Source organism: Syntrophothermus lipocalidus DSM 12680, assembly GCF_000092405.1.
In the GTDB taxonomy this organism is placed as follows: Bacteria; Bacillota; Syntrophomonadia; order Syntrophomonadales; family Syntrophothermaceae; genus Syntrophothermus; species Syntrophothermus lipocalidus.
In genome coordinates, this window is record NC_014220.1 from 1,285,206 (window position 1) to 1,310,142 (window position 24,937).

Sequence of the window (24,937 nt, forward strand, 5' to 3'; positions counted from 1 at the left end):
TCCGCAAACAAACGTGGCCCTGCTAACATAACACCTGACTAGTGTTCAACCGTGTTATAATTCAACTATGAACACAAGAGGTTTCCTTGACGCCCATATTCATCTTTGGGAATTCTGTTTGTTTAGTTCTTTTGCCAACCTGGCCGGGGTTTCTTGTCAGGAAGAGCTCATTTCGATCTTAAAGGCAAGACCTATTGAGAGCTGGCTTGTGGGAGTACGCTTCAATCAAGAATCCACAAAAGAAAAGTCCATGCCCGACCGGTGCTTTCTCGACAAAGCCTTCGGGCAAGTTCCGGTTGTCATTTTTCGCACATGCCTGCACCTGGTCGTCGCCAACACGACAGCCATGGAAAAGCTGGGACGCCGGTCGGAAAACGGTTTTTTCTATGAAGCTGATGTCTTTGCGATACTAAACCAGCTCCCAGCACTACTGCGGATTCAGCCTGAAATCATTGTCAGAAACGGAATGGCTAAATTGGAAAGGTTGGAAATAAAGAAGGCTATCGACATGGGGATGGACTTTAACAGGCGGAGTTTTTTTGATGAGGTGCTCTTTTACACCACGGACATGAGGCTTCTCAATGAAGCTTTGGGATTCAAGCTTTTCCTCGATGGAAGCCTGGGAGCCCGCACCGCTGCCTTGATTGACGAATACTCAGACGATCCAGGCAATTACGGGTTCTTAAACTACTCGGATGACGAGCTTTTGGCCATAGTAAAGAAGGTGCATAGAGTCGGGAAACCCGTAGCCTGCCATGCTATTGGTGACCGGGCTGTAGACCAATTTATCAGAGTGATTAAGAAATCCCGCCACCCTCAAGACAGACTGGAACACGTCCAATACCTGCGGCCTGACCAGATCGACACCCTGGCAGAAGCAGGTATAGCAGTCTGCATCCAGCCCATTTTCTCCCGTGAACTGACCTGGGCCCGCGCTCGCCTAGGGCCTGAAAGGATAAAAACGGCCTACGCATGGGGCTTGCTGCGGGATCGAGGAGTGCGGCTACTTGCGGGATCAGACGCCCCGGTAGATGAAGCCAGTCCTTACGAAGCCGCTAGGACAGTAGCTTCTCTTGACTATGAACACCGCTTGTCCTACGACGAAGTGCTAAATCTCTACGCCCAGGCCAACTGGGAGTTTTACGGGTGGCAACCGTCCTGGTTCCTTGAATAACTGCTCGTTGCTGTTCCAAAACCAACTCTAATTCTTCGTAAGTGTTCACAGGGCGGGTACTCTGGCCGAATCGGTACTTGACCTGCCATGGTTAGATTTGCTAATAATAACATGAGAGGTTTGAGTTTAGGGTACTTATTGGAACATTGGCTTGAAAGCAGCTAAGTTGACTGCCGATGCGGACATTCAGAATCGCGAACCGGGCTTAATCTGCGTGCTGCAGGTCAAAAGTACACCTACCTAAAAATTCTTGCCATTCAAAGTAGTGCAAGCCTTTAGTAGCTGGCACTACCAACGCCTCACTCCAAAACAACCCTGGGGCGACACCACCATGAATGGTGCTAAGTTAAATATGGCCTTCTTTCACGCGTGTCATTTTGGAAGTCCAGCCATGATCATCTCCGTCAGACCGGATAAACGTGGAACCGTTTTGGTATGGCGTTTTAGTGCGCTTATGGTTTTTGGATGACGGCATACGGATTTGACATCGTCCGAGAAAGGGTGTGTTAGTCGATGAACTTATTACGGAAAAGCCTTAGGGGTAAAGTGCTTGTCAGTTTGTGCTCACTGGTCGTCTTGGCATTCGGTTTGAGCGGGGTTATTAACTATTGGCAAACCAAGAAGGCCGTAGACGCCTCTGTCCAGGAACGAGTAACCGATATGGCTAAAGCGCAGGCAGACAAAATCGATACTTGGCTTGTCAGCCAGAAAAACCAAGTGGTACTCCTCAGCATGCTTCCGGGCTTGGGTGATGGCCCAATCTCAGAAGATGTTGAGTTGATAAAAACTTTTGCGGCGAAAATGCCGGAGTTTGATTCGTTTTTCATCGCAGACCAGCAGGCCAATTATTACGCTACCAGCGGTGCTACCGGTAGTATTGCGGACCGACCTTACTTTAAGCCCGCGATCACCGGTCAGACTGTTTTCTCCGACCCTCTCATCGCCAGGGCTACCGGCAATGCTGTGGTAGTTATCGCGACCCCGATTAGGGATACCTCCGGCAACATCACCCGCATCTTGGGAGGCAACCTGAAGTTGGGCAGCCTATCCCAAGAAATAGTAGAAATGAAGGCTAGTCCCAACGGGTATGGAGTACTAGTGCACAAAGATGGGTTGGTCATCGCCCATCCCAATGAGAAACTTGTGATGAAGGCCAACTTCTTGACCGAGCCTGAGCACGGACTTCAATCGCTCATGCATTTGGTTAGCCAGAGCGATTCCGGTCACCAAGACTATACCATCAACGAGGAAGCCAAGACCGCCGGCTTTTCCAAGGTCAAGTCTACGGGGTGGTACTTGCTGGCTACGGTACCATACTCCGATTTTGCACGCACTCTTCACCAGATCGGCCGAAGTACCTTAATAGTCTTCGCTTTAGCCCTGGTTATACTGCTGGCCAATGTATCATTACTGTTGGGACAACTGTTGAAACCATTAGCCCTGGTTGTAAAGGGAGGCCAGCTGATGGCCACCGGCGATTTAACCAATACAGTAACCGTACACAGCCAAGATGAAGCCGGACAGTTGGCAGAAATATTCAATCAAGTCGCCGGTAACATGCGGAACATAATACGTAAAATCGGCCAGACAAGCGAACAACTAACGGAACTATCAAGAAAGCTTAACGATTCGGCGGCAAATATGGAAGCAAGCAGTGACCAGCTAGCCACCACCATTGCTCAATTAGCTGATAAAGTTGCTCAAGACGCTGAGAACGCTCAAAAGGCTGAACAAGCGGTTGAACAGGCCAATCGCTCCGTGGCCGAGGTCTCAAGGGCCAGTTCCTTGGTGGCCGAACGAGCCGGCAAGAGCAGCGAGTCAGTGGGTAAAGGTCTAGATGCGGTGCAGTTACTAATAAGCAAAATCGAAGAAAACTCGGCGGTAAACCAGCAGGCTTCAGAGGCGGTCATGGATATGGCTAACCAGTCCAGACAAGTCTCGGACATAGTTAACGCCATCGCCACTATCGCCAGCCAGACCAACCTCCTGGCCCTCAATGCGGCCATTGAGGCGGCACGGGCGGGTGAATACGGCCGCGGTTTCGCGGTTGTCGCCGATGAGGTACGAAAGCTGGCAGAACAGTCCGCTGACGAAGCGACTAAGATCAGCAAGATAATAGACCAGATGAACACGGCTATCAAAGTTTCCGTGGACCAAATGTTGAAGGCCCGTGAAACCTCGGAACAGCAGGTACGTTTTGCCGATGACGTGCTCCAGGCCTTTACGGAAATAGAAGATCAGGTTAAACAGGTAGTGGACCTTAGTGCCAGACAGGCAGGATTGTCTCGTGAACTAGTGGAGTATTCAAACACGATTGTGACCAGCGTCGGGGAAATTGCTGCCAGCGCCCAAGAAGAAGCGGCCAGCGCCGAAGAAGTCAGTGCCGCGACCGAGGAGCAATCCGCTGCAGCTACCCAGCTTTCCGAAATGTCTAGACAGCTAACCGAGCTGGCAACCGAACTGGAAGTTCAAATGGGCTATTTCAAAGTGTAGTCAATGAACGACGCAACAGGGGTGCGTTTTCCGTCCCACAAACAAAAGAAACCGCACCCCTGTCTACCTGTGCAAATACTTGGTCTCATACAAGCGCCTGTCGGCAATGCACAGGAGGTCTTCCTTGGTAACCGCATCATCGGGAGTCGTAGCTAACCCCGACGACACGCCTAGGGTGATGCCGTATTCCGCTCCTACTGCATCTATAACCTGGCTTATACTTTCGGCTATTTCCTGACTCCTTTCTTTGCCGTTTTCGGCAATTACTGCAAACTCGTCTCCGCCGTACCGCGCCACCTTGCCTTCCCCATTCACGACTCCTACCATCTTCTCTGCTATGGTCTTCAAAACCTCATCCCCGAACAGGTGCCCTTTCTGGTCGTTTGCCGCCTTAAAACCATCTAAGTCCAATAAAATCAGGGTAAAGGGAACTCCACTACCAAGCAAACGGTCCATCTCTAGAAAAAGAGCACGGCGGTTCAGTAATCCAGTCAAAGGGTCATACCAGGCCAGCTGAGCCAATTCTTCGCTCTGAGATGTGATATAACGGACAATATAGTCGATGGCATACGCTTCGATCCACATCAGACCTATTACAGTGCCTACAGCCAAACCATCAGAGAGGACAAGTGATGACCAGTCCACCGCCAGCAAAGCGAGTAAAGCCAAGCTGTTGATAAGTGCAGACGAATAAGCCGCTGCCCCGCCGAGTCTGAAACCGTAGGTGAAAACAGGAAACAAGTAAAGAAATACTAAAGTCCCCTTAGCCCCTCCTCCCGCTACGACCAAGGAAGTGTTCAAGCCCAGTCCGAACAACATAGATATCGCTTCGATTAACGGGCGGCGCTCCTTGGGACACTTCTGGGCAATCAAATTCACTGCGACAAAGCCTGCCGTACAAAAGCCTAACACCACCATGAGCTCGAGCCGAGCGTTGGGCGCAAGAAACAAAGCCAGCAAGCAAATGCCAGCAACCAACACCAACCTGAGCCGCCCCAGCTCAGGCCACAACTCCTCCGGCAGTCTATGAACGTCGTAAATCTCCACCGGCAATCCTTCCCCGCAGCGAAAGCTCCTGTTCAATGCACGCTCGACCTTCCTACACATCTGTATGCCCGAGCTTCCAACTCTATCCCTCCCTACGTTTACGGCCGTGTAAGCCCGGGCTGCTCCCTTGTGAGATTATAACACAGTAAAGTTGGCGCGACCACGCTGCTTTTGTCTGGTGAATTCTTTAGGGCAAGCCCTGACGACATCTATCATATCACCTCCAAGCTGACACCAATGCGTTCAGTTTCCTGCCAGTTTGCCAAAAACCTGCTTTCGTGTCATTTGATAGCTGACAATTGCGGTGGAAGGGGGGGGCGATAGGGTGTTCGGCCCGGCGCCTGTTGACCTGCATTGCAGACACTACGATATGTGAGAGGGCGTATGCCTGTGGCACCATGTGGCGGAATTTCGGTGACCAGCAGAGAGGATTCTATGACGTCGGAGTGATTGGTGGCGCTCAGATAGGCAAGTACGGCAACATTAACGCCACGGCCTTGGGAGATTACTAACGACCGTCGGTAAGAGTAGCAGGTAATGGAGGAGCTAACGACATCGGATCTTCGGCAGGACGCTATTGCGTAATGATGAGGCAAGAAAAACGGCGTTTCATCGAACGAGTAGACTACATGACGGTGCCGGGATACATTGATGGCCGGGATTCCCGCCGCAAAGCCGGCCTTGTCGGAGGGGGGGCCAGCGGGGGTCATAACTACCATGGGGGTCTTCCGTTTCGACGATAAGACCAAGGAAATGTACCTGGAAAAGTGTCACCCCGGTATTACCCCGGAAAAAGTAAGAGAAAATGTGAGTTGGGATTTGAAGATTTCTCCGACGGTGAGTAGTACCCAACCTCCTACCCGCGAGCAGGTCGAAATAATGCACATACTCGATCCCTACGGGCTATACTTGGGAATAGGACGACAAGGTATGGGAGACCCTGAAAAGGGCTTCGACTTCTATATGGAAGTGCTGGACAAAAGTAACGACGTCATGTCCGAACTCCTTCGACGCAAAGGCCTTTAGATGAGGTATCAAGGGGGCGGTTCCTCAGGTTTACCTCCGATGCAAAATGAGAACCGTCCCTGGCAATCCGTTACGTTGATTGTTTAGGTGAGATACCAATCAACCTGGCTCGCACCGCCAGACGCTTTTCGGATTTCTGCAACCCGTTGCACGTCATCAAGGTTAACGCAGGATAGCCGCAGGGACCGATGATGCTCGAGTCGTTGTCGAGAACCGTAAACACCCGCTCAACCTCGTAACGGTAGGTCGCCCCTTTAAGCTTGAGTAATATACTGTCACCCGGTTTCAGCCGGTAGAGATTTCTAAACCAGCCACCATACATGGTCCGATGTCCGGCGATCGCGGTGTTTCCTTCGCCGGGAAACGCTGATTCCAGAAACCTTCCTGGACCTTTCGAAAGCTCTTCAGCCCCAGTTCCCTCTACTACAACCGCTGATAAACCGATGCTCGGTATCTCCAGCAGGCTGTAGTCGGGGCTGTTTACCTGCGAGACGTCAGCACCGGCTGCCCGGGCTTGGACAGAGGGTTCTCCCGTTGCCACAACCGCCCTCAGCCGACTCTGAACCAGCCAGGAACGGACATCAGTAAACGCGGGGTAAAAGGCGATCCCGACACCTATAAGGATGAAGAAAAACCCTAAGACTCTTATCCGCATATATCGTTTGACCTCTTTCGAACTGTATCCACGGGCGCTTCCCTACGCACACACCTTCGTGCCAGCACGTGTGCCTTTCTCAGCGCTACTACACAAGTAGCGATTTCCGTGACCGCAACGGATAGACGCTTAGGAACGCCTTACAACCAGTATTCCGGTTCCCGCAAGGGCAAGGCCCAATACTATATACGGTATGGGATTACCTCCCGTATAAGGTAGCCTGGGGAGTGCCCTCCCTGCTATCACCAGTCTTTCTGGCGTGGGACCGGTGGTGCCTGGAGCTGTAGCTGGAGCTTGAACCTGTGGCGCACTCGGTACTATGACGGTTTCGGGAACCGATACGGGTTCACCGCCCCCGGACTCACCGCCGCTTGTACCATTGTCCCCACCGTTGTTTCCTCCGTTGCCCCCGCCGTTGCCCCCACCGCCGTCTCCTTCCTGACTGGTGTCTAACGCCACTTGAATTTTCCCGTTGGCGTTCTGCGGCATGGGGTCTTCTTCAGAACTTTTGAAGTAATACCTGAGTTCGGCAGTCACTACCTCGCCCGGCTTGAGCTCGATATTCTTTAGGGTTTCTGCAAAATCAGACCAGCTAGTACCAGATGCAATAACCGTCTGGTCGTCAGCGAAGATGCTGAACGAGTGGATTGAAACATACTCTTTGAAGTCTTGGCTCCCTATCCACGCTAAAACCACGTTGTCGATCTGACAAGGAACCCGCCCCCCGTTGGCGATCTCCATAATACAGCCTGTCTCGTAGCCAGGATAGGCGCCGGTTACCCGTTGAGAAATGGTGTCGAAATACTTAATTCCATTCAGTTCGAAAACCGGAGACCCGTTGGCTTCAAAAGCAGTCGCAGCCACATCTTTCTTTTCTGGATCTGGATTTCCTCCCTGATAGTACTGCGGATCTGGCCCTTGGTCGACGGTCCCGACGTTCCTGATACCGATGCGGAGATAGTCCGTACCCGCAGTTGGTACTCCCGAATCGTCAGAAGATGGCTGTGCGTATGCGATGCCCATCACCATCAGCGAGAGCATCAGGATACCGAGAATAAACCCCTTCTTGCTCACAGGGTTCCCTCCTTCCAACTGGTGGTCTTTCCACTCAAGACAGTATTAGGTACTTGCTTTTTCAAAGGCTCGCTCAGTTGGTGGGGGACCGCCTTTTCGCTGGCAACCACCCGGTAAGTGTAAGCCACGCGTCCATCGATGAGACAAAAAACGTATACTCCCTTATAATCAAAACCGAAAATTACGGGCTTGGATATCTCATCGGCTACGGCCTCCAGCTCTTTGACCGAACTTAAAGCAATCTCAGTCACACCTTGGGGCAACACTAACACGTCCTCCCGTTTGATTAACCGGTCACTGAATTTCTTTATTATCATCTGGACTGACCGCGTGACCTCGTCTACCGGTTTTATCCGGCTCGAAGTCAACAAAACCGTCCCTAGAAGTACTAACACTAGGAATCCTAGCGCTATCACGGAAATTTTTCTCGCCACCAGTGCACCCTGGTCGATAACCCGTTCCTTTATTTTGAGGGTTCCTGGCTTTGAGTCTGTCAGGCTCCCGCTGATCTGAAAATCACCGGAGGTGAGGGGAATGACCATCCTAGGGTTAACACTTCCATTTATGATGCCCTCAGAAGAAACGGCTTTCATCAAGACTTCGCCCTTCAAAACCAGCCTGGGCTCTCGCGCACTCACCCCCAGCTCTTGGTTCACTGATTTAAGAAACTGGTTGTAGGTATCCAGGTTCAGGTCTATAGTCTTGACAAAGGACAATTCCTTCCCTTCTGCTTGCACCTTAGTAGGCGGGATCAAAACGAATTCTTTGCTCCACATCTTAGGAGCGTCGACCACCGCCACCATACTGTAGGTAGCCTCCATAGAAGCCGGTTTATCACCAGTAAAGCGATACGAATAAACCACGGGTATAGATTGAACCAATTTGGCAAAGTACGTTTTTCCCGGTCCCATTACAGTTGTGGGAAAAACTGAATTCGCTTTCAAGATGACGTTGTAGCTTAGCTTGCCTTCCTGGCTGTAACTGTACACGGGCCGAGGTTCCACTACATGGTCCGGACGGTTCCAAGCGAAAATACAGTAAACTCCTGCGCCGACGACCAGCAAACTGAGGGTGAAAATGATAACACGCCTCATTTTACTCTCTATTTCAATCTTGTTAATTCTCATTAAGACTCATCCTTTACCAAGAAAGTAACTGTAGCACACCCAAGTCAGACAAAAAGCTCCCGCAGCGCTATAGAAGCCCACCCTGCCTTGGGGATAACCAGAACTACTTTGCCTATAACGTTGTCCCCCAGCGCTTGGCCGCTATCCGGATTGGCGTTCGCATCCCCCTTAGTAGTAAACAACCGGTCGCTGCCTTCTGTTCGCGCAGCCAGAATTCGGTGTACAGTCGGAACTGGTGAATCCGGAACCCGAAACGCTATAACTTCGCCCGCATGCAGCAAGCGCGGATTACGCTTGGCTACGATGACTACGTCCCCGACATCGATGGTCGGTCGCATACTCCCGCTGTAAATGACCAAAGGCCTAATCGGGAAAACCCCGATGGCAAACCAAACAAGGATTACTGCAAGGGCACTCGTTATTGCCCAGTTCACGGCCTGGCCAGGCTTTATCTTTTTCTGCCGGCCCGGAATCCCTTTCATGTTCATACTGCAGGACTCATACACAAATACCGCTCCAACCGTGGGCACCAAGGTGCCGGTAAGTGTTTTTAACGCCCAGTTGAGATTCGGGAGAACCGGACAAAACCAGTTAAACGCTGCCAGGGTTCCGCGATAAGCGATGGCTGGCCACGCCCCACCCCACATGCATAAAAACGAAGCCAACAGGTTCTCAGCCATTACCGGGAAGAGGGTAGAACCGCTGAACCTTGCCCAGGTCTCAAGCCCGGAATCTAAAGCCGGAAACTGCTTCCACGGCAGGAGCAGGCCTGTGAACAATACTGCGATAGCTATCGCCACTGAGTTCGACGGCCGCCGTAGTGAGTTCGCCATAAGGTAGTTGCGGCTGAATTCTACAGCCAACAACCCTGACGTCACAAAGATAAGGTTAATTATTATACCTGAAAGCTTAAAGGAATTAGGACTCCTGCCAAACTTATCCAGAAGCCCGGCCACAACCATCAAATAAATCTGGCACAAAGCCAAAGCCGCCGCGATCTTGAGGAGTTTTACACGCAGGCTTCTTTTTCCTAGACCAGGGCGCGGGAACCGGCGATAAACATACACGAACAAGAGCATCCAGGCTATGGGCTGGGCGACATACGCTGCAACAAACCCGCTGAACAGGCGCGGTGCTAACAAGTTACAGAACCCAACACAACCAACGGTTAATGCTAACACCAGTAGCCAGCCTCTGGACAACCTCAACCTGTTCCTGCTCATTACGATCCCTCACCTGCGGCGCAGTGGCATCTGAACAGCCACTCCTAGCTCTTACTAACTAATGACGTTTATGCCGCTCAAAGGGGACGAGGCCCACGTCCTCGTCCCTTGCCGGCTGGATTCACCCTAGAGTGATACAGTGAAGCTGTAGTCGCCTGGAGGTGTTCCGTCATTTACCCTAAAGTCTATCCCTATTGCCTTCCGGTATTTAGGCTGAATAGTGCTGCTCGAGCTCTCCAACAGCCTGATGGTCAAAGAATCGTTGCCCGATATCTTTACCTGCCCCATCGAAATCGGAGTAGTGCCTATATTCTGAACGTCCAATACGATGGAGTTGTAATAACCGGGAAACGCGTTCTTTACCGTAACCTCTGCCCGGTCCTTCTTCCCGTCGGCATTGGTGTCACTCAGCGTTATAACGGTCTGTGCTGTATCAGAACTTAGCTGAGTTACCCCAGTAAAGTTCTGGTTACATGTCCAGTCATTTCCGGTATCTTTTTGCTTCGAAGCATAGATATACCACTTTCCGGTCATGATGACGTAGGTTTCAGTCGAAACCGGTGACTGGTTGCCAGCGTTGTCCACCGCCATAAACTTCAGCACCGACGAGGCCGGGATATCTATCGGTCCAGTGTATTTGGGGCTTGATGTAGTAGGCGTGGTATTGTCAAGGGTGTAGTAGATACCTTCTACCCCCGACACGTCGTCACTAGCGGTCAAGGTAACCGTGCGGGGTGAGGAATAACTGCCGCCAGGGACATCGGCGCTCACACTCGGAGGTGTTTTATCGATCTGTATCGCCACTTCCCTGGTAGCTTCGACGTTCCCCGCTTTGTCTATTGAACGGTAATAGACGGTAGTGCTGCCCTCGTTCGCCACTGTAAACGGCCCGCCATAGGTCGACCAGTTCACGCCATCGAAGCTGTATTCCGTCCTGTCAACCCCCGAAACAACGTTTTCCGGTCCCGGAAGGTCCTGCGCGCTCAGGGTAACCTGGACGTCTGAAACGTACCAGCTGTTATTCCCTGCTGTACCGTTGAGAGTTATGGTGGTCACCGGAGGAGTCACGTCAGGAATGGGAACCGGGGCGTTCGGCGAGGTAAACTTGAAGACAAACCCGGACTCGACCGTGTGTCGCTCGGCAAAGAAAATGTCTATACGGTGCGGGCCTTTGGTCAAATAAACACTGCCGTTAGTGTACTGAATTGGATGGATATTGCCCAATTCGAGTACCAGGTTGCCGTCGATGAACAGCCATGAGTCATCGTCCGAACCCATCTGGAAATTATAAGTCCCGGTCGCCGGAGCGTTCAGCATTGCCTCCCAATGAACCGCGAAATACTGCGGGTCGCCGGGAAGCTGATTGGGAATAGGCCACCACTTAGATGCCTTGGTGGCACTGCCTGGGGAACCGTCAATCTTGGTATCGACTCGGGAAAAAACCTTGTATTGGTCGTCGTACCAGTCGAACTGGTGGATGCAAGTGCTTCCCAGCGCTGTCAGCCGCAGGGGCAAGGTGCTTTCTACCAGGCCCTGATACGGCCCGTTATGGTCGTTCTGCTCCATATCAGGGTGGTTCCTGGGCAGGTTGTAGTAGGTCCCATAGTACCCGGTAGTTGGAGCTGCCTGCACTGGCACGCTGTCGACAACCATTATCAGAGTCGCAACCATGAAGATGGCCATAAGCAGTGCTAACGGAAATCTCCTTCTTCTGCCCGTCTTTACAGAACTACTCAAAATCTCGACCCCCTCCTCACTACCTCAATTAAGGTCCGTCTTGAAAACGGTGAATCTTTTCCCCGTGGCTTTGCCACTATTCTTCATAGAAGTTCTAAACTGCCATTACTTAATCAGAAGCGCTATTGGCGGCTATTGGGCTCTCGTTCCACTGCACGCCCTCTATGCTGAGTGTGAAATTGTAGGTCGTCGATTGCTCGGCTGGCTGCAAAACGTGAAACGCCAGGCTTTCACTCAAAGTCTGATTCGGATGTTGCTGGGCGCTGATATTGTCCTGGAAACACAGTTCTATCACCGCGTCTTGCGGAGCCCCGTCCTCAGTCAATTCTACGCCGTCCAAGTCCAGTTCGCTGCGAACCTCGCCGTTTTTGAACAAGTAATAAACTATCCCACTCTCCAGCGTCTGGTTCGTGTTACCCCAAGTTAACTGGGGATGCTGAATAATGAGGGGAATAGTACCAAAGTTTCTGACATCAAAGTTAATCTCATTGAAGTAACAAGGATACGCGTTTTCGACCTCTACATTGAGGGCGTCTTTGGCGCCGTCATTGTCTTGATCGAGTAATGACCATTGAGTCTGTCCCACATTCTTCCCTTCCGGATCGGGGTAGACATCAAGCATACCGCCGCCCATTTCGGAATGATAGTCAGGACCGTTATCCATCTGGAAAACCGAATTTTCAAGAATGCCCCATTTCAATTCGCCACTTTGGGCTTGAGTATTGATGACGACTGTGTCTGACCATTTCGCAAAACCGAAGCCAGCCAGGGTCAGAATCAAGACGGCCGCCACACAAAGTACCATGATCTTCCTCGTCACCTACTCTCCACCTCCCTGGAAACTCCATCTATATCCGCCTGTAATTCTTCGCTAGTACCCGCAGTACCCGCGGTCTTTCGCCTTAAACGCTGCCGAAGCCCCGATATGAGTGCGAACAGTCGACCGTACTCACCGACACGTGCGCTGGCTCCTATTCCAGCGGTTTGTTCCAGCGCACATAATCGGGTCTGACGGTCAGTATTCCGTTGGCCGTATCGCTCATGCATCTCGTGCTGAACTCGAGAGACACAGCCTGGCCGGGGTCAAGAACACAGTCTTCAAGCGCTCGGTTGAGCGAACCGAGATTGACTCCGCAAGCAGTCTGCCCATCGGGGAGGATCAACGTCCACCTGAACACGGTGACCCAACCAGGAGTATCACCGCTTGACCACTCGAGATTAAGGCCTTTGAGCCTGGCAGGAATCGTGCCTCCATTTCCTATCTCTACTCTGCACACGGGGGAATAGTGGGGACACCCGGCGTTTACCAAGAGATCCCCGCTCTCGTACGCCGGTTCCCCATCAAAGTCGCAGGAGTAAAACCCGTCCACCCAGGCCACGTTGCTGGAGCCACACTCTTTGTTGCAGTGTCCCTGATAGCCGTCACGAACCTCTTCACACCTAATGCCCACCGCTAGGATACCGGTTTCACCGCGCATCCGCACTTTGAGTACGTCACTCCACCGGGCATAACCCGGGCCCATAGCGGTCAAGGTAGCCACCAGAATCGCAAATACACACAAGGTTCTCTTAACAGCCGTCACGAGGTGTCCCCCTTCCTAGGTTCCCTGCGGTGGAGCACGGTCTTAACACTTACTCGACCGTTTCAGCAGTCCCAACCTCGTTCCACTGCGAGGACTTGATGGTAATGGTTCCGGTCGCCGAGGCGTTCATCGGGCAAAGGTTGCCGTCTTCTTGTCCATTGTCGGTTTCGTCTATATAGAACTCCAGATTCACGGTCAAGGTGCCGTTTTGGTGTAACTGCTGGTGTCCGATAGCTTCGACCAAACCTTCCCAAGTGGAGTTCGTCTCATCAGACTCGACAGTGAATTCTTGTGCCGGTAACCCATAAGCTGCGGGGTTGTCCACGGTAAACGACCAGCCGGCTATCTTAATGTAGTCTGCCAAGTCCCCTTGCCAGTTCGGCCCTTGAATATCTTCGATCTTAACCGGAACCGTGCCGGTGCTGGTGATTACGAAGGTAAAACCGGGCTTGTAGAACGGGTAGCCGTTATTGATGGTTACATTCAGAGAATGGTCAGCGTTCTCGCCTTCGCCCTGGACACACTCGATTGAAGCAACGTCCTTGCCTTCCTCGTTGTGCCCTGGGCCGTACTGCGGGTCTGCACCCCGATCGTTTACTCCGCCAGGCGCAATAGTCGTTTGCAGGTTACCGGTTTCCACGTCGGAGCTGATGGTAACGGTATCGGACCATTTCGCAAAGCCGAAACCGACCAAGGTCAAAGTCATGACCGCCATGACACATATAACCAACATTTTTCTCATTTGTTAAAAACCCCCTTACCATTCCTACAGTGATCTATTCTCTCATCCATTCTGAATCGAACTCTAACCTCTGGCGTCAATCACCCCTTTCAACACCTAATAGTTGCCGGACAATCCTCTTCTGGTCTACGTTTCCATACTAGCAACTCCTTGTCCTAACCTTCTATTGACCGAAAAGACAAAAAAAAAGACGGCGAGTTAAACCCAGATTGCGATTCGGGCTAGTCCCCTTCCCCCGGATGTAAGACGGGAAAAAAGGCAACAAAAAAGGCCGGAAGCAACCTTCAAGCTCCTACCCGGCCTCAAGTCTTTGCTAATTAGCTTTGCTTCTTTCTTTTAACTTTTTAATACCTATTACGTACAAATACTATACAAAGACAACCACTCCGCTGCGACCTGTTCCTTCTCGTAACGGCTATCCCATGGTCATGTTCCCGTTTTTGACCAACCCGAGCTGATAAGCAGCGGCTACTGCTTCTGTCCGGTTACGTACTCCGAGCTTACGGAAAATGTTGCGTAAATGGGTCTTAACCGTCGATTCCGATAAATAAAGGCTGGCTGCAATTTCCTGGGTCGACAGTTTGTTCGCCAGCATTGCCAGCACTTCCTCCTCACGCCGAGACAGGATTGAAAACGTCCCCTTGCTTTCACCAGTCTCCGTACCCAAACTGGTTTTCAGGTCAGGACGAGGTAGGCACAAAAGTCCAGCCCCTACCACCAACTCCACCGCGCTCACGATTTGCTGCGGCAAGAGTCGTAAGGGCAGACAGCCCATCACCCCGGTTCTCACTAGTTCCAAAAGATTGAAGCGGTTAGGATTGCCAACCATTACCACGGTCACGGTGAACGGACAGCAGGCTTTTAACTCCGTTAACATGTACAACAAATCTTCTTTCAGCTCCCACAGTACTACCTCTGGTTGCAGCTGCTCCGCCGTCTGAATCATTTGGTCGAGATCAACCGACCCAGCTACTTCAAACCTGCCGCTGGCTGCGAAAGCCGCTGCCAGCCCGTCCCTCCACTGGCTCGAGTTACTCGATAACAGGATGCGGAATGCTCCCATAAGCATCACCTTATTATAACCCTTCTCATCATCCGCTCACGTCCCCATGGCTCATGTCCTTCACCCTGAAGCTCGGCTGAAAATTCGGATTGCATCACCAAAAACTGAGGATTAGGCTTTGTGGTATTTCTATTCGCCATGTGCTGTTAAGTTCCTCCTCAACAACAAAAAAATACCACCGTATGAACGATGGTATTAATCCCCCTCTGTTTCTTGGCTACTTCCCACAGCGGTTTGTCATCCCTTCTTTACAAAGAAGTCGCTTACTTTTCTTATTCCTGGCGGGTGAAGCGACCGGGATCAGGATTAATCCAGGGTTACTTCTAGAGGATGATGAGTCTTCCGCCAAAGTGACTCGTCTGGGTTGAAATAGGTGGTAGAAGGTTTACGAATAAACCTGCCGTCTTTGATGTAACCAGCATCCCACGTGGCATCCACCGGTACCCACTTGCCATCCACTAGTATCTCATTCCAGGCATGGAGTTGGGGCAAAAACCCGTCATTTTCCGCCCCTGCCTGGCCATACACTACCTTAGCGGGTAAACCAACCGCTCGCGCCAAAGCCGCGGTGACTAGCGCGTAGTTGAGGCAAATCCCTTTGCGAAGCGTAACGGTTTGACTGGCAGGTACCATGGAGCTATCCGTGTTCGAATCCGCAGCACAATCGTAGGCAATGTTCTGCGTCACCCATGCATGAATGCTCCTCACCTTGTCCATGTCTGAGGCCCCAGAATCCACCAAGGATTCGGCTAGCGACTTGATAACCGCACTATCACTGTCAACGTAAGCCGAGGGAGAAATATAGCGCAAATCTTCATCCTCAAGGCTGTTTACCGTGAACCGGATGCTCCCGTCGAAGCGGCGTGGGTTGTCGCCCGCCCACACCGTGTAAATCCCAGGACCGAAACGAAGGTCCACGGTACGGGAGAACCTTCCTTCCTTGACAGGAACCGAGTACGTCTCCAGCTCCTTTTCCGGCCCGCGCAAGCATATCCACACCTGAGTAAGGGTAGATGTCCCTTCAATAAGCAGTTTTCCAGAACATTCAGCGTTGTTTCTAGAAGGCGCGGTAATAGTTATTGAGGGTGAGGCGAAACTGACACTGTATTCGGCCCACGCCTTACCGACATATCCATACGCAGTGCCTAAAGAAAACATTAACGCCAATGCTACGGCAAGAACCCGCTTGCTGGCTAACACTGCTACCCCTCCCCAAACAAAAAACCAGGACCGCCTGCCATGCTGACACGCGGCCCTGGTGAACTCCTTCCTCAAAATAGCCCAGATCCGACTCCCGGCAGCTGGCTGGCATAGCGAATGTTCGCTTTAGCCCCTATAGCTTTGCGTCACCATCTTTGGATGGTTTTGCCTTTATCAGGAAACAGAGTTTATCCTCTTGTCTTCGCATCTCCTGTAGTGTTTTCTACAAAAATATTACCATAGTCATATAATACTGCCAATAACTTTGTACCAAATTTGGACTGTTAGTCCCATTTATTTTGCACCCCGGGCCTACTGACCTTCACATCTCCACGTCTTCCCGTAGGTACTCGCGTCCCTGCCGGTCAACGTCCACCGTTACCCCGGCTATGTTCCCCTTTTTAACTTCTGCCATTACCTCGTCCATGCTGACAACACGCCCGTCATCGAGAACAGCACCTATTACCTGGCCCTCTTCGTTCCGCACAATATCCGCTATCCTGGGCATAGCACGACCTCCTTCAGCCTTTTCCCTAGTTTTCCCTGCCCAGAATCAGGTATGTGTAGTTCTGGCACCAACAGAGCCAACTTATCTATTAGAAGCGCAAACCGAGAACGGAGGTAGGAGTAGGAGGTAGTACGGTTATCTAAATCTGTAAGTTTCTAGTGTTGGAAATCATGGTAGAATAGTAACCAGGAGGGTGGTGTTTGTGAAGCTTGACCGCATAACTGTAAACCCCCAAATATGCATGGGCCAGCCCACCATACGCGATACGCGTTTTACAGTCGCTTTTATTTTGAAGCTTCTGGCTTCCGGTATGGATATTCCTGCCATTATTAACGCTTATCCGGAACTGGAGAAAGAAGACATTCAGCAGAGCCTGATGTACGGTGCCTGGCTTGCTGCAGAGCAGACAAGACCTATACCTTGGGAGGCCCAGGGGTCTTGAAAACTTTACGGTATCTGGCGGACCTTCATATTTCGCCTCTCACGTGTGAATTGCTACGCGAAGCGGGTTATTTCGTAGTCAGAGTAAGCGACGTTCTTTGTCCCGCAGCTTCAGACGAAGAAATTCTACGTTACGCACGCAAGCACCAGATGATCATTATAACCCAAGACTTAGATTTTTCAGCCCTTCTCGCCATTACTAATGCTTCACAGCCGAGTGTTATAACCCTCCGCTTAGCCATACCTCACCCACACTCCGTAGCCAAGATTCTTTGCCAGGTACTACCAGGAGTCGAACCCGATCTGGTAAGAGGAGCTATAATTTCTGTGACCGAAGACAAAGTTAAGGTAAGGACACTCCCTGTCCACTGAAGACGGGCTAGGGAAAGAATTGGCCACTGCTGAAGAATTTTTGGAAAATGAAAGTGGCTGAATTAGGAAAGAAATTGGGAAATAAGCTGGCGGCGGAAACTTATACCAGACCCTCCACCAGTAAGGTGAAGGGTTTTTTGTCTCGCCGCCTTTTCCCTAGTTTTCCCTGCCCAGGATCAGGTATGTGTGGTTCTGGCACCAACAGAGCCAACATATCTATTAGAAGCATGAACCGAGAACGGAGGTAGGAGGTTGTGACGCGAATTCGACATTTGTTTCCAGGAGGCAACACCTGCAACGGGTTTCATTCCTTCTACGAGTTCATCGTGCCGAACCAGGCCCGGTTGAAACTGGTCTTGAAAGGCGGCCCGGGAGTTGGCAAGTCGACCCTGATGAAAAAACTAGGCGAAGAGTTTATCGACCTGGGTTATCGTGTGGAGTTTCACTGGTGTTCATCTGACAACGAATCCCTGGACGCCATCGCACTGCCGGACTACGATATCGCGGTCGTCGACGCCGCACAGGGTCGTGTTTACCATAGAAATGGTGGACAAGCCTTCAAAGTAGTGGTTTTTAAATGAGCTTTACGGCGGTTCCTCATTACCGGCATGTTTCAGCCGTTGGCTGAAAGATGCCGCTTTTCCCCCGCCGGGGTCGCTGCGTAGGCGCGACGATCTGGCGGCCTTTTTTCGTACCACTCAACAGGGGAACTCCTCGTCGTAAAAAGCTGAGCGAGCAGCCTCCGCTATAGGCTACTCGCTCCCCTAGGACAAACCCATAAACGCTGTTAACCATAATGATAACCCCTACGCCCGAATTCCCGCTGACAGAACTCATAGAGTTCTTCAGTAGAATTGAATTCTGGAACAGGTCCTACCAAATACGGGCGCACTTTTTTGTTATATTCTTCAAGTGTAAGAGCCTTAAACTCTATGAGCCCGAAGTCCTCGAGCCCTTCCTCAAAGGTGTCTTCCACGCGATGCCAGATAAAACCGTCCTTAGTCTCCTTCACAAGCTTCCCAAAGAATTGGTGCCCGCGGTTGGTGTCGTGAAAGCCGACCCAGTCATCGTGAACTTCCACCCCCAATGACCAGCATTAAAGGAGGCCACACTCCAAATGAACTGTCTTTTACAAGATACAACACCTTATCGCTAATCATTCATATCAACTCCTGCGTTCGGTAGGCGGTTTCTGTTTTCGAAATTCTCGTTATGCTCGATCGGCGTCTCGGTAAAGGCAATAAAGGAATCGTTGGGCAGGACGTCACGCATGTAACGGACAAAGCGTTCCATGCAGCATTGCTGGCTACGCTGGACCTCATGGTTAATCAGCATACGGCCAAAGGGGGAAACGCACGATGACTTCAGCCAGTCTACTATCCGCTCCGTGTAGCCACCAGAGGCGGCATATGCTATGCAGGCTTCATCCGCAAGGGCGGCAATGAGTTCGTTGCGGCGCAGAGCAGATTCCCGGGGTAACGCGCCTCGGCTGCAAACTGAACTAGGACACAAAGAGAGGGCGGCCAGCCCCGCTCTGCAGAGCCGCATTTCTCAACATACTCGCGCCCCGCGTCGGTGATCTCCCAGATGCCACGGGGAGAATCGGCGTTTTGAAGTTTGGCAAAAAGGTTCTTGCCGGTATTCGTTCCTCCTTACTCTCTGCATCCCTTCCCATGCGGTATTTGATGCGGGAAGTAATAATCAGACCCAGGTGCTCCACCGTCAGTCCATCTAGCATGGTTATTTGATCATTATCGGTTAATACCCTTTCTTTAACGCAGACACGAGTCACCTGGTAACAAAACTAACGATTTCTCCCATGAGCCTCTTAAGCTCCACACTGACTCCATTCCAATCTCCGGCAGCATCGAGGTGCACCATCATATGCTCAGGCTTGTCATGCTTTCGCGGCTCTTCGATTCCCGCCACGGCCTCAAAGCAGGGATCGCACTTGAACGTCAAAGCTGAACCATGTACTTTGACTGCTTGTTGAATGTCCCTTTCACGCTTCTCGTTGGTAGCTACGTCCTGCGGGTCAGTTTTGTCTGAATCCGTATCGTAAATGACCATCACAGGCTTTTCGATAGCTGCCATGATCCTTACAAGGATAGGAATAGCGGTCTTGCTTCCAGCTTCAATCACGGAACAATCATATAGGTCAAGCTCCAAAGTCGGTTCCATCATACCAGCGAGCCGTCGGATGGCTAAGTGCTCAGTTGGACCTTCGACGATAATTACCTTTCGAGCAAAAAAGGCTTCGTTTTTTGGCTCGGCGAGGTGCTTAACTCGTGATTTCCAATCTCCTGTTACTTTAGATACATCTGGAGTCTTCACCTTTGTGCCGGCGTCCTTAGTTTTATAAACCAGTCTCACTGACTCAAAAGATTCCAGGTCAACGAAATCCTGGCTATGCGTCGTGTAAATTATCTGAAGGCCATTTTCGGAAAGTTCCTTGAGAAGACGAAACAGGTGTCGGCGTCCGTGCGGATGAAGATAGAGCTCAGGTTCCTCAAGGAGTAATATGGCGTTTTCTTTCTTCATCTCACGATAGACCTGAAGCAAGCTCATCACAAGAGCGGATTGAACACCTGAGCCCATGCGCTCAAAATCGACCAATTCCGGGGTATCGGGATCCTTGAACAAGATTGAAAAGTTCTTGTACAGATTTATAGGGTCGAGGCCATCCAACTGAAGCGACAGGTCCCGTAAGCCAGTGTGGCGCTTTAATTGTTCAGCAAGATTTTTCTCAAGTTCCTCGAACTCTTTCGTTCGCAGGAGTTCTCTGGCTTCTTCAAATTTATCCAGGAATGCTTTGAACCTTTTAGAATCCTTTTTTAGTTCTTTCGCGATATCAGCCAGCATGCGCCCGAAGATAGAACGCGAACTGCCGGACAAATGATAGCTAGCATTCCTGTCCACATCGACAATTACCGCAGGTAGTTCGCCACGAATGTCGCTAGTAACTTGCGCAGGGCTCTGGTACGGCTTCGCCTGTGGATTCGGACGTTTCAGTATGTTGACGGGGTTGCCATCCTTGTCTACACACACAAACGATGACTTCAGGTCACCAGGTTCTTTTTCCCCTGTTTTTCTCTTATATCTACCGATTTTGAACTGTATCCCCGAATACTTCACGGGACTCCCAACATCTCCCCGCGTCTCACGCTCTTGATCGAACCAAACGGTGATCACCATGTTCCCGTCCGAATAAGCGTAAAAGTCCGCGAGCTCAATGGCTCTGGTCGTTGGCCACGTTTCTCCCAGCACTAAAGCAAGGGCACTGAGAATGTTGGACTTGCCCACGTTGTTAGGACCAATCAGGGCGCAAAGGTCCCCAACCTCGAATTCTAGCTCCTTGATGCTTCTGTAATTCTGGATTTTGACTCGTTCAAGCTTCATAGCTCACTCCTCTTCTCCCGCATTCTTGTCCATACGGTACTTGATGTTGCAGTTGACGATATATAACAACTATCTGTAAATGAGAAGCCGTAAGAAGAAAGACAGCAGATAATCACGATGATTATAACCTGGATGTCATTAACGATAGTTACTTACAAGGGCGCAGGCGCAACGTAGCTTCGTGCAGCCTATTCACGAAACGGTTGAAACAATCGACGGCCTTTTCCACCAGCTTTTGATCTGAGAGCTCAGGCTCCCCCGAGGCAACTGGGAGGTAGCTTTCCCACGGACTGAAATGCACCACCCTGTGGCGGTGATGAATGAGCCGTTGGAGCAGCGCCAGATCATTGGAGGAAACTCCTATCTCGCCAAACTTTATGCCGTAGGCCCTACGGTACGCCTTCTTCGCCTCCTCGTAATCCTGGAAGTTTATACGTCGATCCCCGACTATCTTCTGAAGTACTGTCCGGTTCCTGGTGACTGCCTCCTCTTTCAAATCGTCTGCGGTGAAATGTGCCCTTTCCCGTTGGGAGTAAAAGGCAGTTATTAAGGCCTCAAGGTCGGGGTTAATACCTTCCGACTCCAGCTCCAGGAACCTTGTTTTGCAGTAGGCCTCAAAGCCTGTCACCAGCGTAACAATTATGAAGTTGCTCAAAATCACTTCGAAAGCGTAACCCTCTTCTGACTTTGCTTTTCTAAGCAACTCCACCGCTTGCACCGTGTTCCGCCAGGCCTCTATGGCTGTAGGCTGTAACACCAAATGCCCGCCCAGGCGCACGGAGTAGTGGCCCACCGCCAAGCTGGTATCGCCGATCCTGTAAACACGACCATCATCGCCCACCCTGAGTTGTACCGGGGACGGTCGCCCCTCAGCCCGCACCAGCTTTCCCCCTGAAACCCTCGGACCTACATGCAACCTTGTTTCCGAAGGAGACCACACAAGCGCGATATATACCCGAAAACAGGGGGTAACAGACGTTAGATCTACCGTGGCCACGCGGGTTCCAGTGCCGGGAGCGGAATGATAAAACAATAACTCTAACCGCTCGTTGCGCACCAATTGGAAAACGTGAGCTCCGGCAGCCACTTCCAAAATTACCTCCTGAGGCAGAGCTGTATCAAAAAGCGTTTCAGAAACGTAATCGAACTCAACCGTCCCTTCCGGGCGACACATTTCCTCCTGAATCTTTTTCAGCACTTCTGGCGGAATGTTTCGCACTGTCTCACCTTCCTTGTCGGGTCGTAGCGTTTGAGGTAGCAGGCAACTTCCTTACCCAAGAGTGGACCCCACACTTTCCAGGCCCGGCTACGGGCTCCACCACTAAAAAGATATAGACCCGACCATTACCGGTGTACGATTGTAACCATGTCTAAATCCAAACCCTGACGCTGTATTTCAAACCGTTTAGATTGCCGTATATTCGCCACCGAAATATCCAGGTGAAACGGAAAAGCTGTGGGCAGCTGGGGTAATTGTTGCAGGATCACCGCTTGGGTTGCTTCCGAACACAACAGGGCTTCTAAAAACCATAACTGAACACTAGCGCTGGCCGGGCCTTTTTTGGCGGTGGGGATATAAACGCCTTTTAGGGCCGTATCCTGGAGAACGCCCCAGTCTACCATCGAACGCACCACTCGTTGGCTCGCCCGGCGAACAGTTGATCTTTCTCCCCACCGTTCTGCCAGCCGGCGGTAAATCTGCTCTAGAGAAACTTCATTCTGCAATGTCAACAGACGACCAATAATATCCGCTATATCGCGAAAAAATGGATAGGCTAGAAGTGTCATGCCCCAGTGCAACCAGAGTCTTGTATCGGGGTCGTCCTCGGTTAAAATTCTTAAAGCCCGCTCCTGTAATGACCGGTGCTTCTGCGGTAACCTGACCCAAATCCGAGTTAATACGGTTATGGTCTTCCTGCGTGCCTCTCTACTTCGACATTCTGACTGCAAGAAATCATCAAGGTATTTCCGTACCTCAGCAATGTCTGTTTCCGTTGCGGCTTTCCAGGCGGCGGCATCCAGCCATTCCAGCTTAACTCTCCGGTCAAAACCGATATTTAAGGCCATGATCAATGCTCCTCCCAAATCCTGACAAAAGGAACGACAACCTCTTCCAAAGATATTCCGCCGTGGCTTACGATTTCTTCACCATTTGAGACAAAGGCTGACCGGCCCCTGGCCAGCAGCACGGAGTAACCCTGGGGTAAACCAAAACCAGGCCAACAGATGGCATTTTCTATTTCTTCCATCATCTGCTGTCGAAAAACGTCGTAATGATAAATTCTGGCCCGCTCACCACGGGTTTCAGCCAGGACCCCGTCCGGCAAACGGCCTATTCCCCTGGCCGTAATATTACCGTGATCCGAAGTCAGATAGACGGCAAATTTATTTTTAAGGAGATAATCAATTAGCTGTATCAGGTAACCCTGTTCGGCCCACAACCTGACTTGCTGGTGCATACCTGCTGTCCCCAGCTCCATGCCGTGCATGATTCTGTCCACTTTATCTATAACCAGACCCACGATCTCGAACTGTGATCCTAAAAATTCTCCAATTTCACTTACCGACTCGTCACCCAAACCTTTATGGTAGTAGGTATTTCCTCTCCTGACCCCGCTGTCTTCCCAAAATTTGTGCCAGTGCTGTTCTTCTTTCGAGGTTGTCGTCAGAGTGTCCTTGAAATACAGGGGCGGCTCTGCAGCGAACAGCGCCTGCCGTGAGATAGAAGTTAAGGTCGGTACCCAGGCAAAGACCTGGTTTTCCTCGATTCGCCGCGCCGGGTACCTGTCTCTCAGGAAATTGCGGATAACCAGCCATTGATCCAATGCCAGGCCGTCAGTGACGATCAGGGCGATCTTTTTTGCTCCCTCTTTGAGGCGCAGATGGGCGAGATAGCGGGGGATGTGGTGCACCATCACCGGTCTGGAAGTATAGGGGAGGTTGGCCAGGGAGCCGTAGCGCACGAGCATCCAGCTCGCAAAGCGCTCTTCCAATTGATCGTGCAATTCCTCAATTTTTAGTTTGCTTTCAGCTTCTATGTCCTGATTCAGTTCCCGGCTAAGCACAAGCAATTCCGCCCACAGAACGGCCAGGCGCTGCCAGTCCCTGTGGGACGCTGTTTCTCCAGGCAAATCTTGTCGTATCTTCTCTAATAGCCACTTAATCCTGCGCCTTTCGTTAGCCTGCTTATCTAAGAGCACACCTGCCAGGACCCACGCGGGCATACCTTCCGTACTCGCAACCGGAACAGGCCTTAAACTGCCTTCCAAGAACAGGTTGTCGATGTACACCCGTATGTCATAATGCTCAAAGGGGACCTCGGTGAAATTCTCTCCTTTGGCCGTGCTCTCCAGGAAGCGACGCCATTTTTCTTGCAGGAAAGCAAAAAAGGCTTCCCTCCTGGGAATGATGTCTTCCAGCGGCCAATTCTTAAAAACGCTCTTTTCTCTTAAACAATGGATAAGGTGTTCGTCCAAAACCGAGGGCACAGTCACAAAATTGCAATGCCGCGATAACAATATCTTCATCAGTTCGACCGGTGAATTGATAAGGTCGGGTATTATGCCAAAAACATGTTTTAAGATAAAATCCTTGGTCGCCTTCTCCCCCAGCGTAGGGCCATTGTAATTCTGGTATGCACTGTAAAGCTTATCCAGGTCGGACTTCTCCACAGCCGCAACTACCGGATAGCTGAGTTTGGGAAAGATATCGGCTAAGCTGAAGAAAAGCTTATGGCCCCTCTGCCATACATCGAAGGGGAGGCGGCGCAGTTCCTGCGGGCCGCCTTTTACCACCACTATTAAATGTGCCGCTTCGCCCCGATCCCATCTTGAGCGATAGTTTACTTCATACACATAACGAAAGGTGATGGGATCACTAAAAACAAGGACATCAAACCCCATTTCCCCTAGGGCTGAGAGAATATCTTCTTCCAGGAGCAAGCCGTCGGGGTCAGCCGCTAAAGTAAGTCTTGATACGCCTGGCTGTAAGTTTTTAAGAATGTGGTCGCGCCAGTTCATAAAACTACACCTTCTACGTATGTTATCGAGGATAATTCGTTACCGGCGGATAAA

General features: G+C 51.1%; 26 protein-coding genes and 1 riboswitch. Of the genes, 8 read left to right on the top strand and 18 right to left on the bottom strand.

Annotated elements, in window-relative coordinates:
- Nucleotides 1-67: 67 nt before the first annotated feature.
- Together SLIP_RS06190 and SLIP_RS06195 are read left to right on the top strand one after the other, a co-directional pair.
- Entirely contained in the window at nucleotides 68-1,174 is a 1,107-nt protein-coding gene (locus SLIP_RS06190) for an amidohydrolase (protein WP_013175424.1), read from the top strand.
- 513 nt (nucleotides 1,175-1,687) lie between these two features.
- Entirely contained in the window at nucleotides 1,688-3,667 is a 1,980-nt protein-coding gene (locus SLIP_RS06195) for a methyl-accepting chemotaxis protein (RefSeq protein WP_041432796.1), read from the top strand.
- Between the two features lie 63 nt (nucleotides 3,668-3,730).
- On the opposite strand, the gene SLIP_RS12035 is transcribed toward SLIP_RS06195, so the two are convergent.
- A complete protein-coding gene (locus SLIP_RS12035) occupies nucleotides 3,731-4,750 on the bottom strand; it encodes a GGDEF domain-containing protein (RefSeq protein ID WP_169303752.1) in 1,020 nt (339 codons plus the stop codon).
- A gap of 263 nt (nucleotides 4,751-5,013) precedes the next feature.
- Here SLIP_RS12035 and SLIP_RS12570 point away from each other — a divergent pair, with 263 nt between their 5' ends.
- From SLIP_RS12570 to SLIP_RS12040, 3 genes are all read left to right on the top strand, one after another.
- The gene (locus tag SLIP_RS12570) at nucleotides 5,014-5,226 is read left to right on the top strand and encodes a hypothetical protein (protein WP_148216529.1); all 213 of its coding nucleotides are present in this window, start codon (nucleotides 5,014-5,016) and stop codon (nucleotides 5,224-5,226) included.
- 72 nt (nucleotides 5,227-5,298) lie between these two features.
- Nucleotides 5,299-5,457 (top strand): hypothetical protein, encoded by a 159-nt coding sequence (locus SLIP_RS12740; protein ID WP_169303753.1) that lies wholly within the window; start codon nucleotides 5,299-5,301, stop codon nucleotides 5,455-5,457.
- Complete coding sequence (locus tag SLIP_RS12040) at nucleotides 5,432-5,740, top strand: hypothetical protein (protein WP_148216530.1); 309 nt, start codon at nucleotides 5,432-5,434, stop codon at nucleotides 5,738-5,740. The genes SLIP_RS12740 and SLIP_RS12040 overlap by 26 nt, the downstream gene beginning before the upstream one ends.
- 70 nt (nucleotides 5,741-5,810) lie before the next feature.
- Here SLIP_RS12040 and SLIP_RS12045 read toward each other — a convergent pair whose 3' ends face one another.
- The 11 genes from SLIP_RS12045 to SLIP_RS06260 all read right to left on the bottom strand — a co-directional run bounded on the left by SLIP_RS12045 (nucleotide 5,811) and on the right by SLIP_RS06260 (nucleotide 16,652).
- Nucleotides 5,811-6,395 carry a sortase gene (locus SLIP_RS12045; protein ID WP_013175427.1) on the bottom strand — a complete coding sequence of 195 codons (585 nt, stop codon included), beginning with the start codon at nucleotides 6,393-6,395 and terminating at the stop codon, nucleotides 5,811-5,813.
- 129 nt (nucleotides 6,396-6,524) lie between these two features.
- Entirely contained in the window at nucleotides 6,525-7,469 is a 945-nt protein-coding gene (locus SLIP_RS06215; RefSeq protein WP_013175428.1) for a hypothetical protein, read from the bottom strand.
- Complete coding sequence (locus SLIP_RS06220; RefSeq protein WP_013175429.1) at nucleotides 7,466-8,596, bottom strand: DUF5305 domain-containing protein; 1,131 nt, start codon at nucleotides 8,594-8,596, stop codon at nucleotides 7,466-7,468. The genes SLIP_RS06215 and SLIP_RS06220 overlap by 4 nt, the downstream gene beginning before the upstream one ends.
- Before the next feature lie 44 nt (nucleotides 8,597-8,640).
- Nucleotides 8,641-9,819, bottom strand: coding sequence for a signal peptidase I (locus SLIP_RS06225; RefSeq protein WP_148216531.1), 1,179 nt, complete (start codon nucleotides 9,817-9,819; stop codon nucleotides 8,641-8,643).
- 126 nt (nucleotides 9,820-9,945) lie between these two features.
- Nucleotides 9,946-11,556: an OmpL47-type beta-barrel domain-containing protein gene (locus SLIP_RS06230; RefSeq protein ID WP_013175431.1), complete on the bottom strand. Its 1,611-nt coding sequence runs from the start codon at nucleotides 11,554-11,556 to the stop codon at nucleotides 9,946-9,948.
- A 109-nt stretch (nucleotides 11,557-11,665) separates the two neighbouring features.
- Nucleotides 11,666-12,376: a hypothetical protein gene (locus tag SLIP_RS06235; protein ID WP_013175432.1), complete on the bottom strand. Its 711-nt coding sequence runs from the start codon at nucleotides 12,374-12,376 to the stop codon at nucleotides 11,666-11,668.
- A gap of 151 nt (nucleotides 12,377-12,527) precedes the next feature.
- Nucleotides 12,528-13,139, bottom strand: coding sequence for a hypothetical protein (locus SLIP_RS06240; protein ID WP_013175433.1), 612 nt, complete (start codon nucleotides 13,137-13,139; stop codon nucleotides 12,528-12,530).
- 49 nt (nucleotides 13,140-13,188) lie between these two features.
- The gene (locus tag SLIP_RS06245) at nucleotides 13,189-13,881 is read right to left on the bottom strand and encodes a hypothetical protein (protein WP_013175434.1); all 693 of its coding nucleotides are present in this window, start codon (nucleotides 13,879-13,881) and stop codon (nucleotides 13,189-13,191) included.
- Nucleotides 13,882-14,296: 415 nt separating this feature from the next.
- On the bottom strand, nucleotides 14,297-14,950 hold the full coding sequence (locus SLIP_RS12050; RefSeq protein ID WP_242649151.1) for a response regulator transcription factor: 654 nt from the start codon (nucleotides 14,948-14,950) through the stop codon (nucleotides 14,297-14,299).
- 300 nt (nucleotides 14,951-15,250) lie between these two features.
- Nucleotides 15,251-16,144: a transglutaminase domain-containing protein gene (locus tag SLIP_RS06255; RefSeq protein WP_013175436.1), complete on the bottom strand. Its 894-nt coding sequence runs from the start codon at nucleotides 16,142-16,144 to the stop codon at nucleotides 15,251-15,253.
- Between the two features lie 93 nt (nucleotides 16,145-16,237).
- Nucleotides 16,238-16,324: riboswitch (cyclic di-GMP riboswitch) on the bottom strand.
- Nucleotides 16,325-16,466: 142 nt separating this feature from the next.
- Nucleotides 16,467-16,652 (bottom strand): DUF3892 domain-containing protein, encoded by a 186-nt coding sequence (locus SLIP_RS06260; protein WP_013175437.1) that lies wholly within the window; start codon nucleotides 16,650-16,652, stop codon nucleotides 16,467-16,469.
- Between the two features lie 202 nt (nucleotides 16,653-16,854).
- Here SLIP_RS06260 and SLIP_RS06265 point away from each other — a divergent pair, with 202 nt between their 5' ends.
- The 3 genes from SLIP_RS06265 (at nucleotide 16,855) to SLIP_RS06275 (ending at nucleotide 18,046) form a co-directional block, all read left to right on the top strand.
- Nucleotides 16,855-17,094: a DUF433 domain-containing protein gene (locus tag SLIP_RS06265; RefSeq protein WP_013175438.1), complete on the top strand. Its 240-nt coding sequence runs from the start codon at nucleotides 16,855-16,857 to the stop codon at nucleotides 17,092-17,094.
- Nucleotides 17,091-17,465, top strand: coding sequence for a DUF5615 family PIN-like protein (locus tag SLIP_RS06270; RefSeq protein ID WP_013175439.1), 375 nt, complete (start codon nucleotides 17,091-17,093; stop codon nucleotides 17,463-17,465). Before SLIP_RS06265 ends, SLIP_RS06270 begins: the two co-directional genes overlap by 4 nt.
- Before the next feature lie 254 nt (nucleotides 17,466-17,719).
- Complete coding sequence (locus SLIP_RS06275) at nucleotides 17,720-18,046, top strand: nSTAND3 domain-containing NTPase (RefSeq protein ID WP_013175440.1); 327 nt, start codon at nucleotides 17,720-17,722, stop codon at nucleotides 18,044-18,046.
- A gap of 206 nt (nucleotides 18,047-18,252) precedes the next feature.
- Here the strand turns inward: SLIP_RS06275 and SLIP_RS06280 are convergent, their stop codons facing one another.
- The 6 genes from SLIP_RS06280 to pglZ form a co-directional block, all read right to left on the bottom strand.
- Entirely contained in the window at nucleotides 18,253-18,546 is a 294-nt protein-coding gene (locus SLIP_RS06280) for a hypothetical protein (protein ID WP_013175441.1), read from the bottom strand.
- A gap of 71 nt (nucleotides 18,547-18,617) precedes the next feature.
- The gene (locus SLIP_RS12575; protein WP_148216532.1) at nucleotides 18,618-18,977 is read right to left on the bottom strand and encodes a hypothetical protein; all 360 of its coding nucleotides are present in this window, start codon (nucleotides 18,975-18,977) and stop codon (nucleotides 18,618-18,620) included.
- A 276-nt stretch (nucleotides 18,978-19,253) separates the two neighbouring features.
- Nucleotides 19,254-20,864, bottom strand: a complete 1,611-nt coding sequence (locus SLIP_RS06290; RefSeq protein WP_013175443.1) for an AAA family ATPase — start codon at nucleotides 20,862-20,864, stop codon at nucleotides 19,254-19,256.
- 148 nt (nucleotides 20,865-21,012) lie between these two features.
- Nucleotides 21,013-22,083 (bottom strand): hypothetical protein, encoded by a 1,071-nt coding sequence (locus SLIP_RS06295; protein WP_013175444.1) that lies wholly within the window; start codon nucleotides 22,081-22,083, stop codon nucleotides 21,013-21,015.
- A gap of 125 nt (nucleotides 22,084-22,208) precedes the next feature.
- Nucleotides 22,209-22,931, bottom strand: coding sequence for a hypothetical protein (locus SLIP_RS06300; protein ID WP_013175445.1), 723 nt, complete (start codon nucleotides 22,929-22,931; stop codon nucleotides 22,209-22,211).
- Between the two features lie 2 nt (nucleotides 22,932-22,933).
- Complete coding sequence (gene pglZ / locus SLIP_RS06305) at nucleotides 22,934-24,883, bottom strand: BREX-3 system phosphatase PglZ (RefSeq protein ID WP_013175446.1); 1,950 nt, start codon at nucleotides 24,881-24,883, stop codon at nucleotides 22,934-22,936.
- Nucleotides 24,884-24,937: the final 54 nt, after the last annotated feature.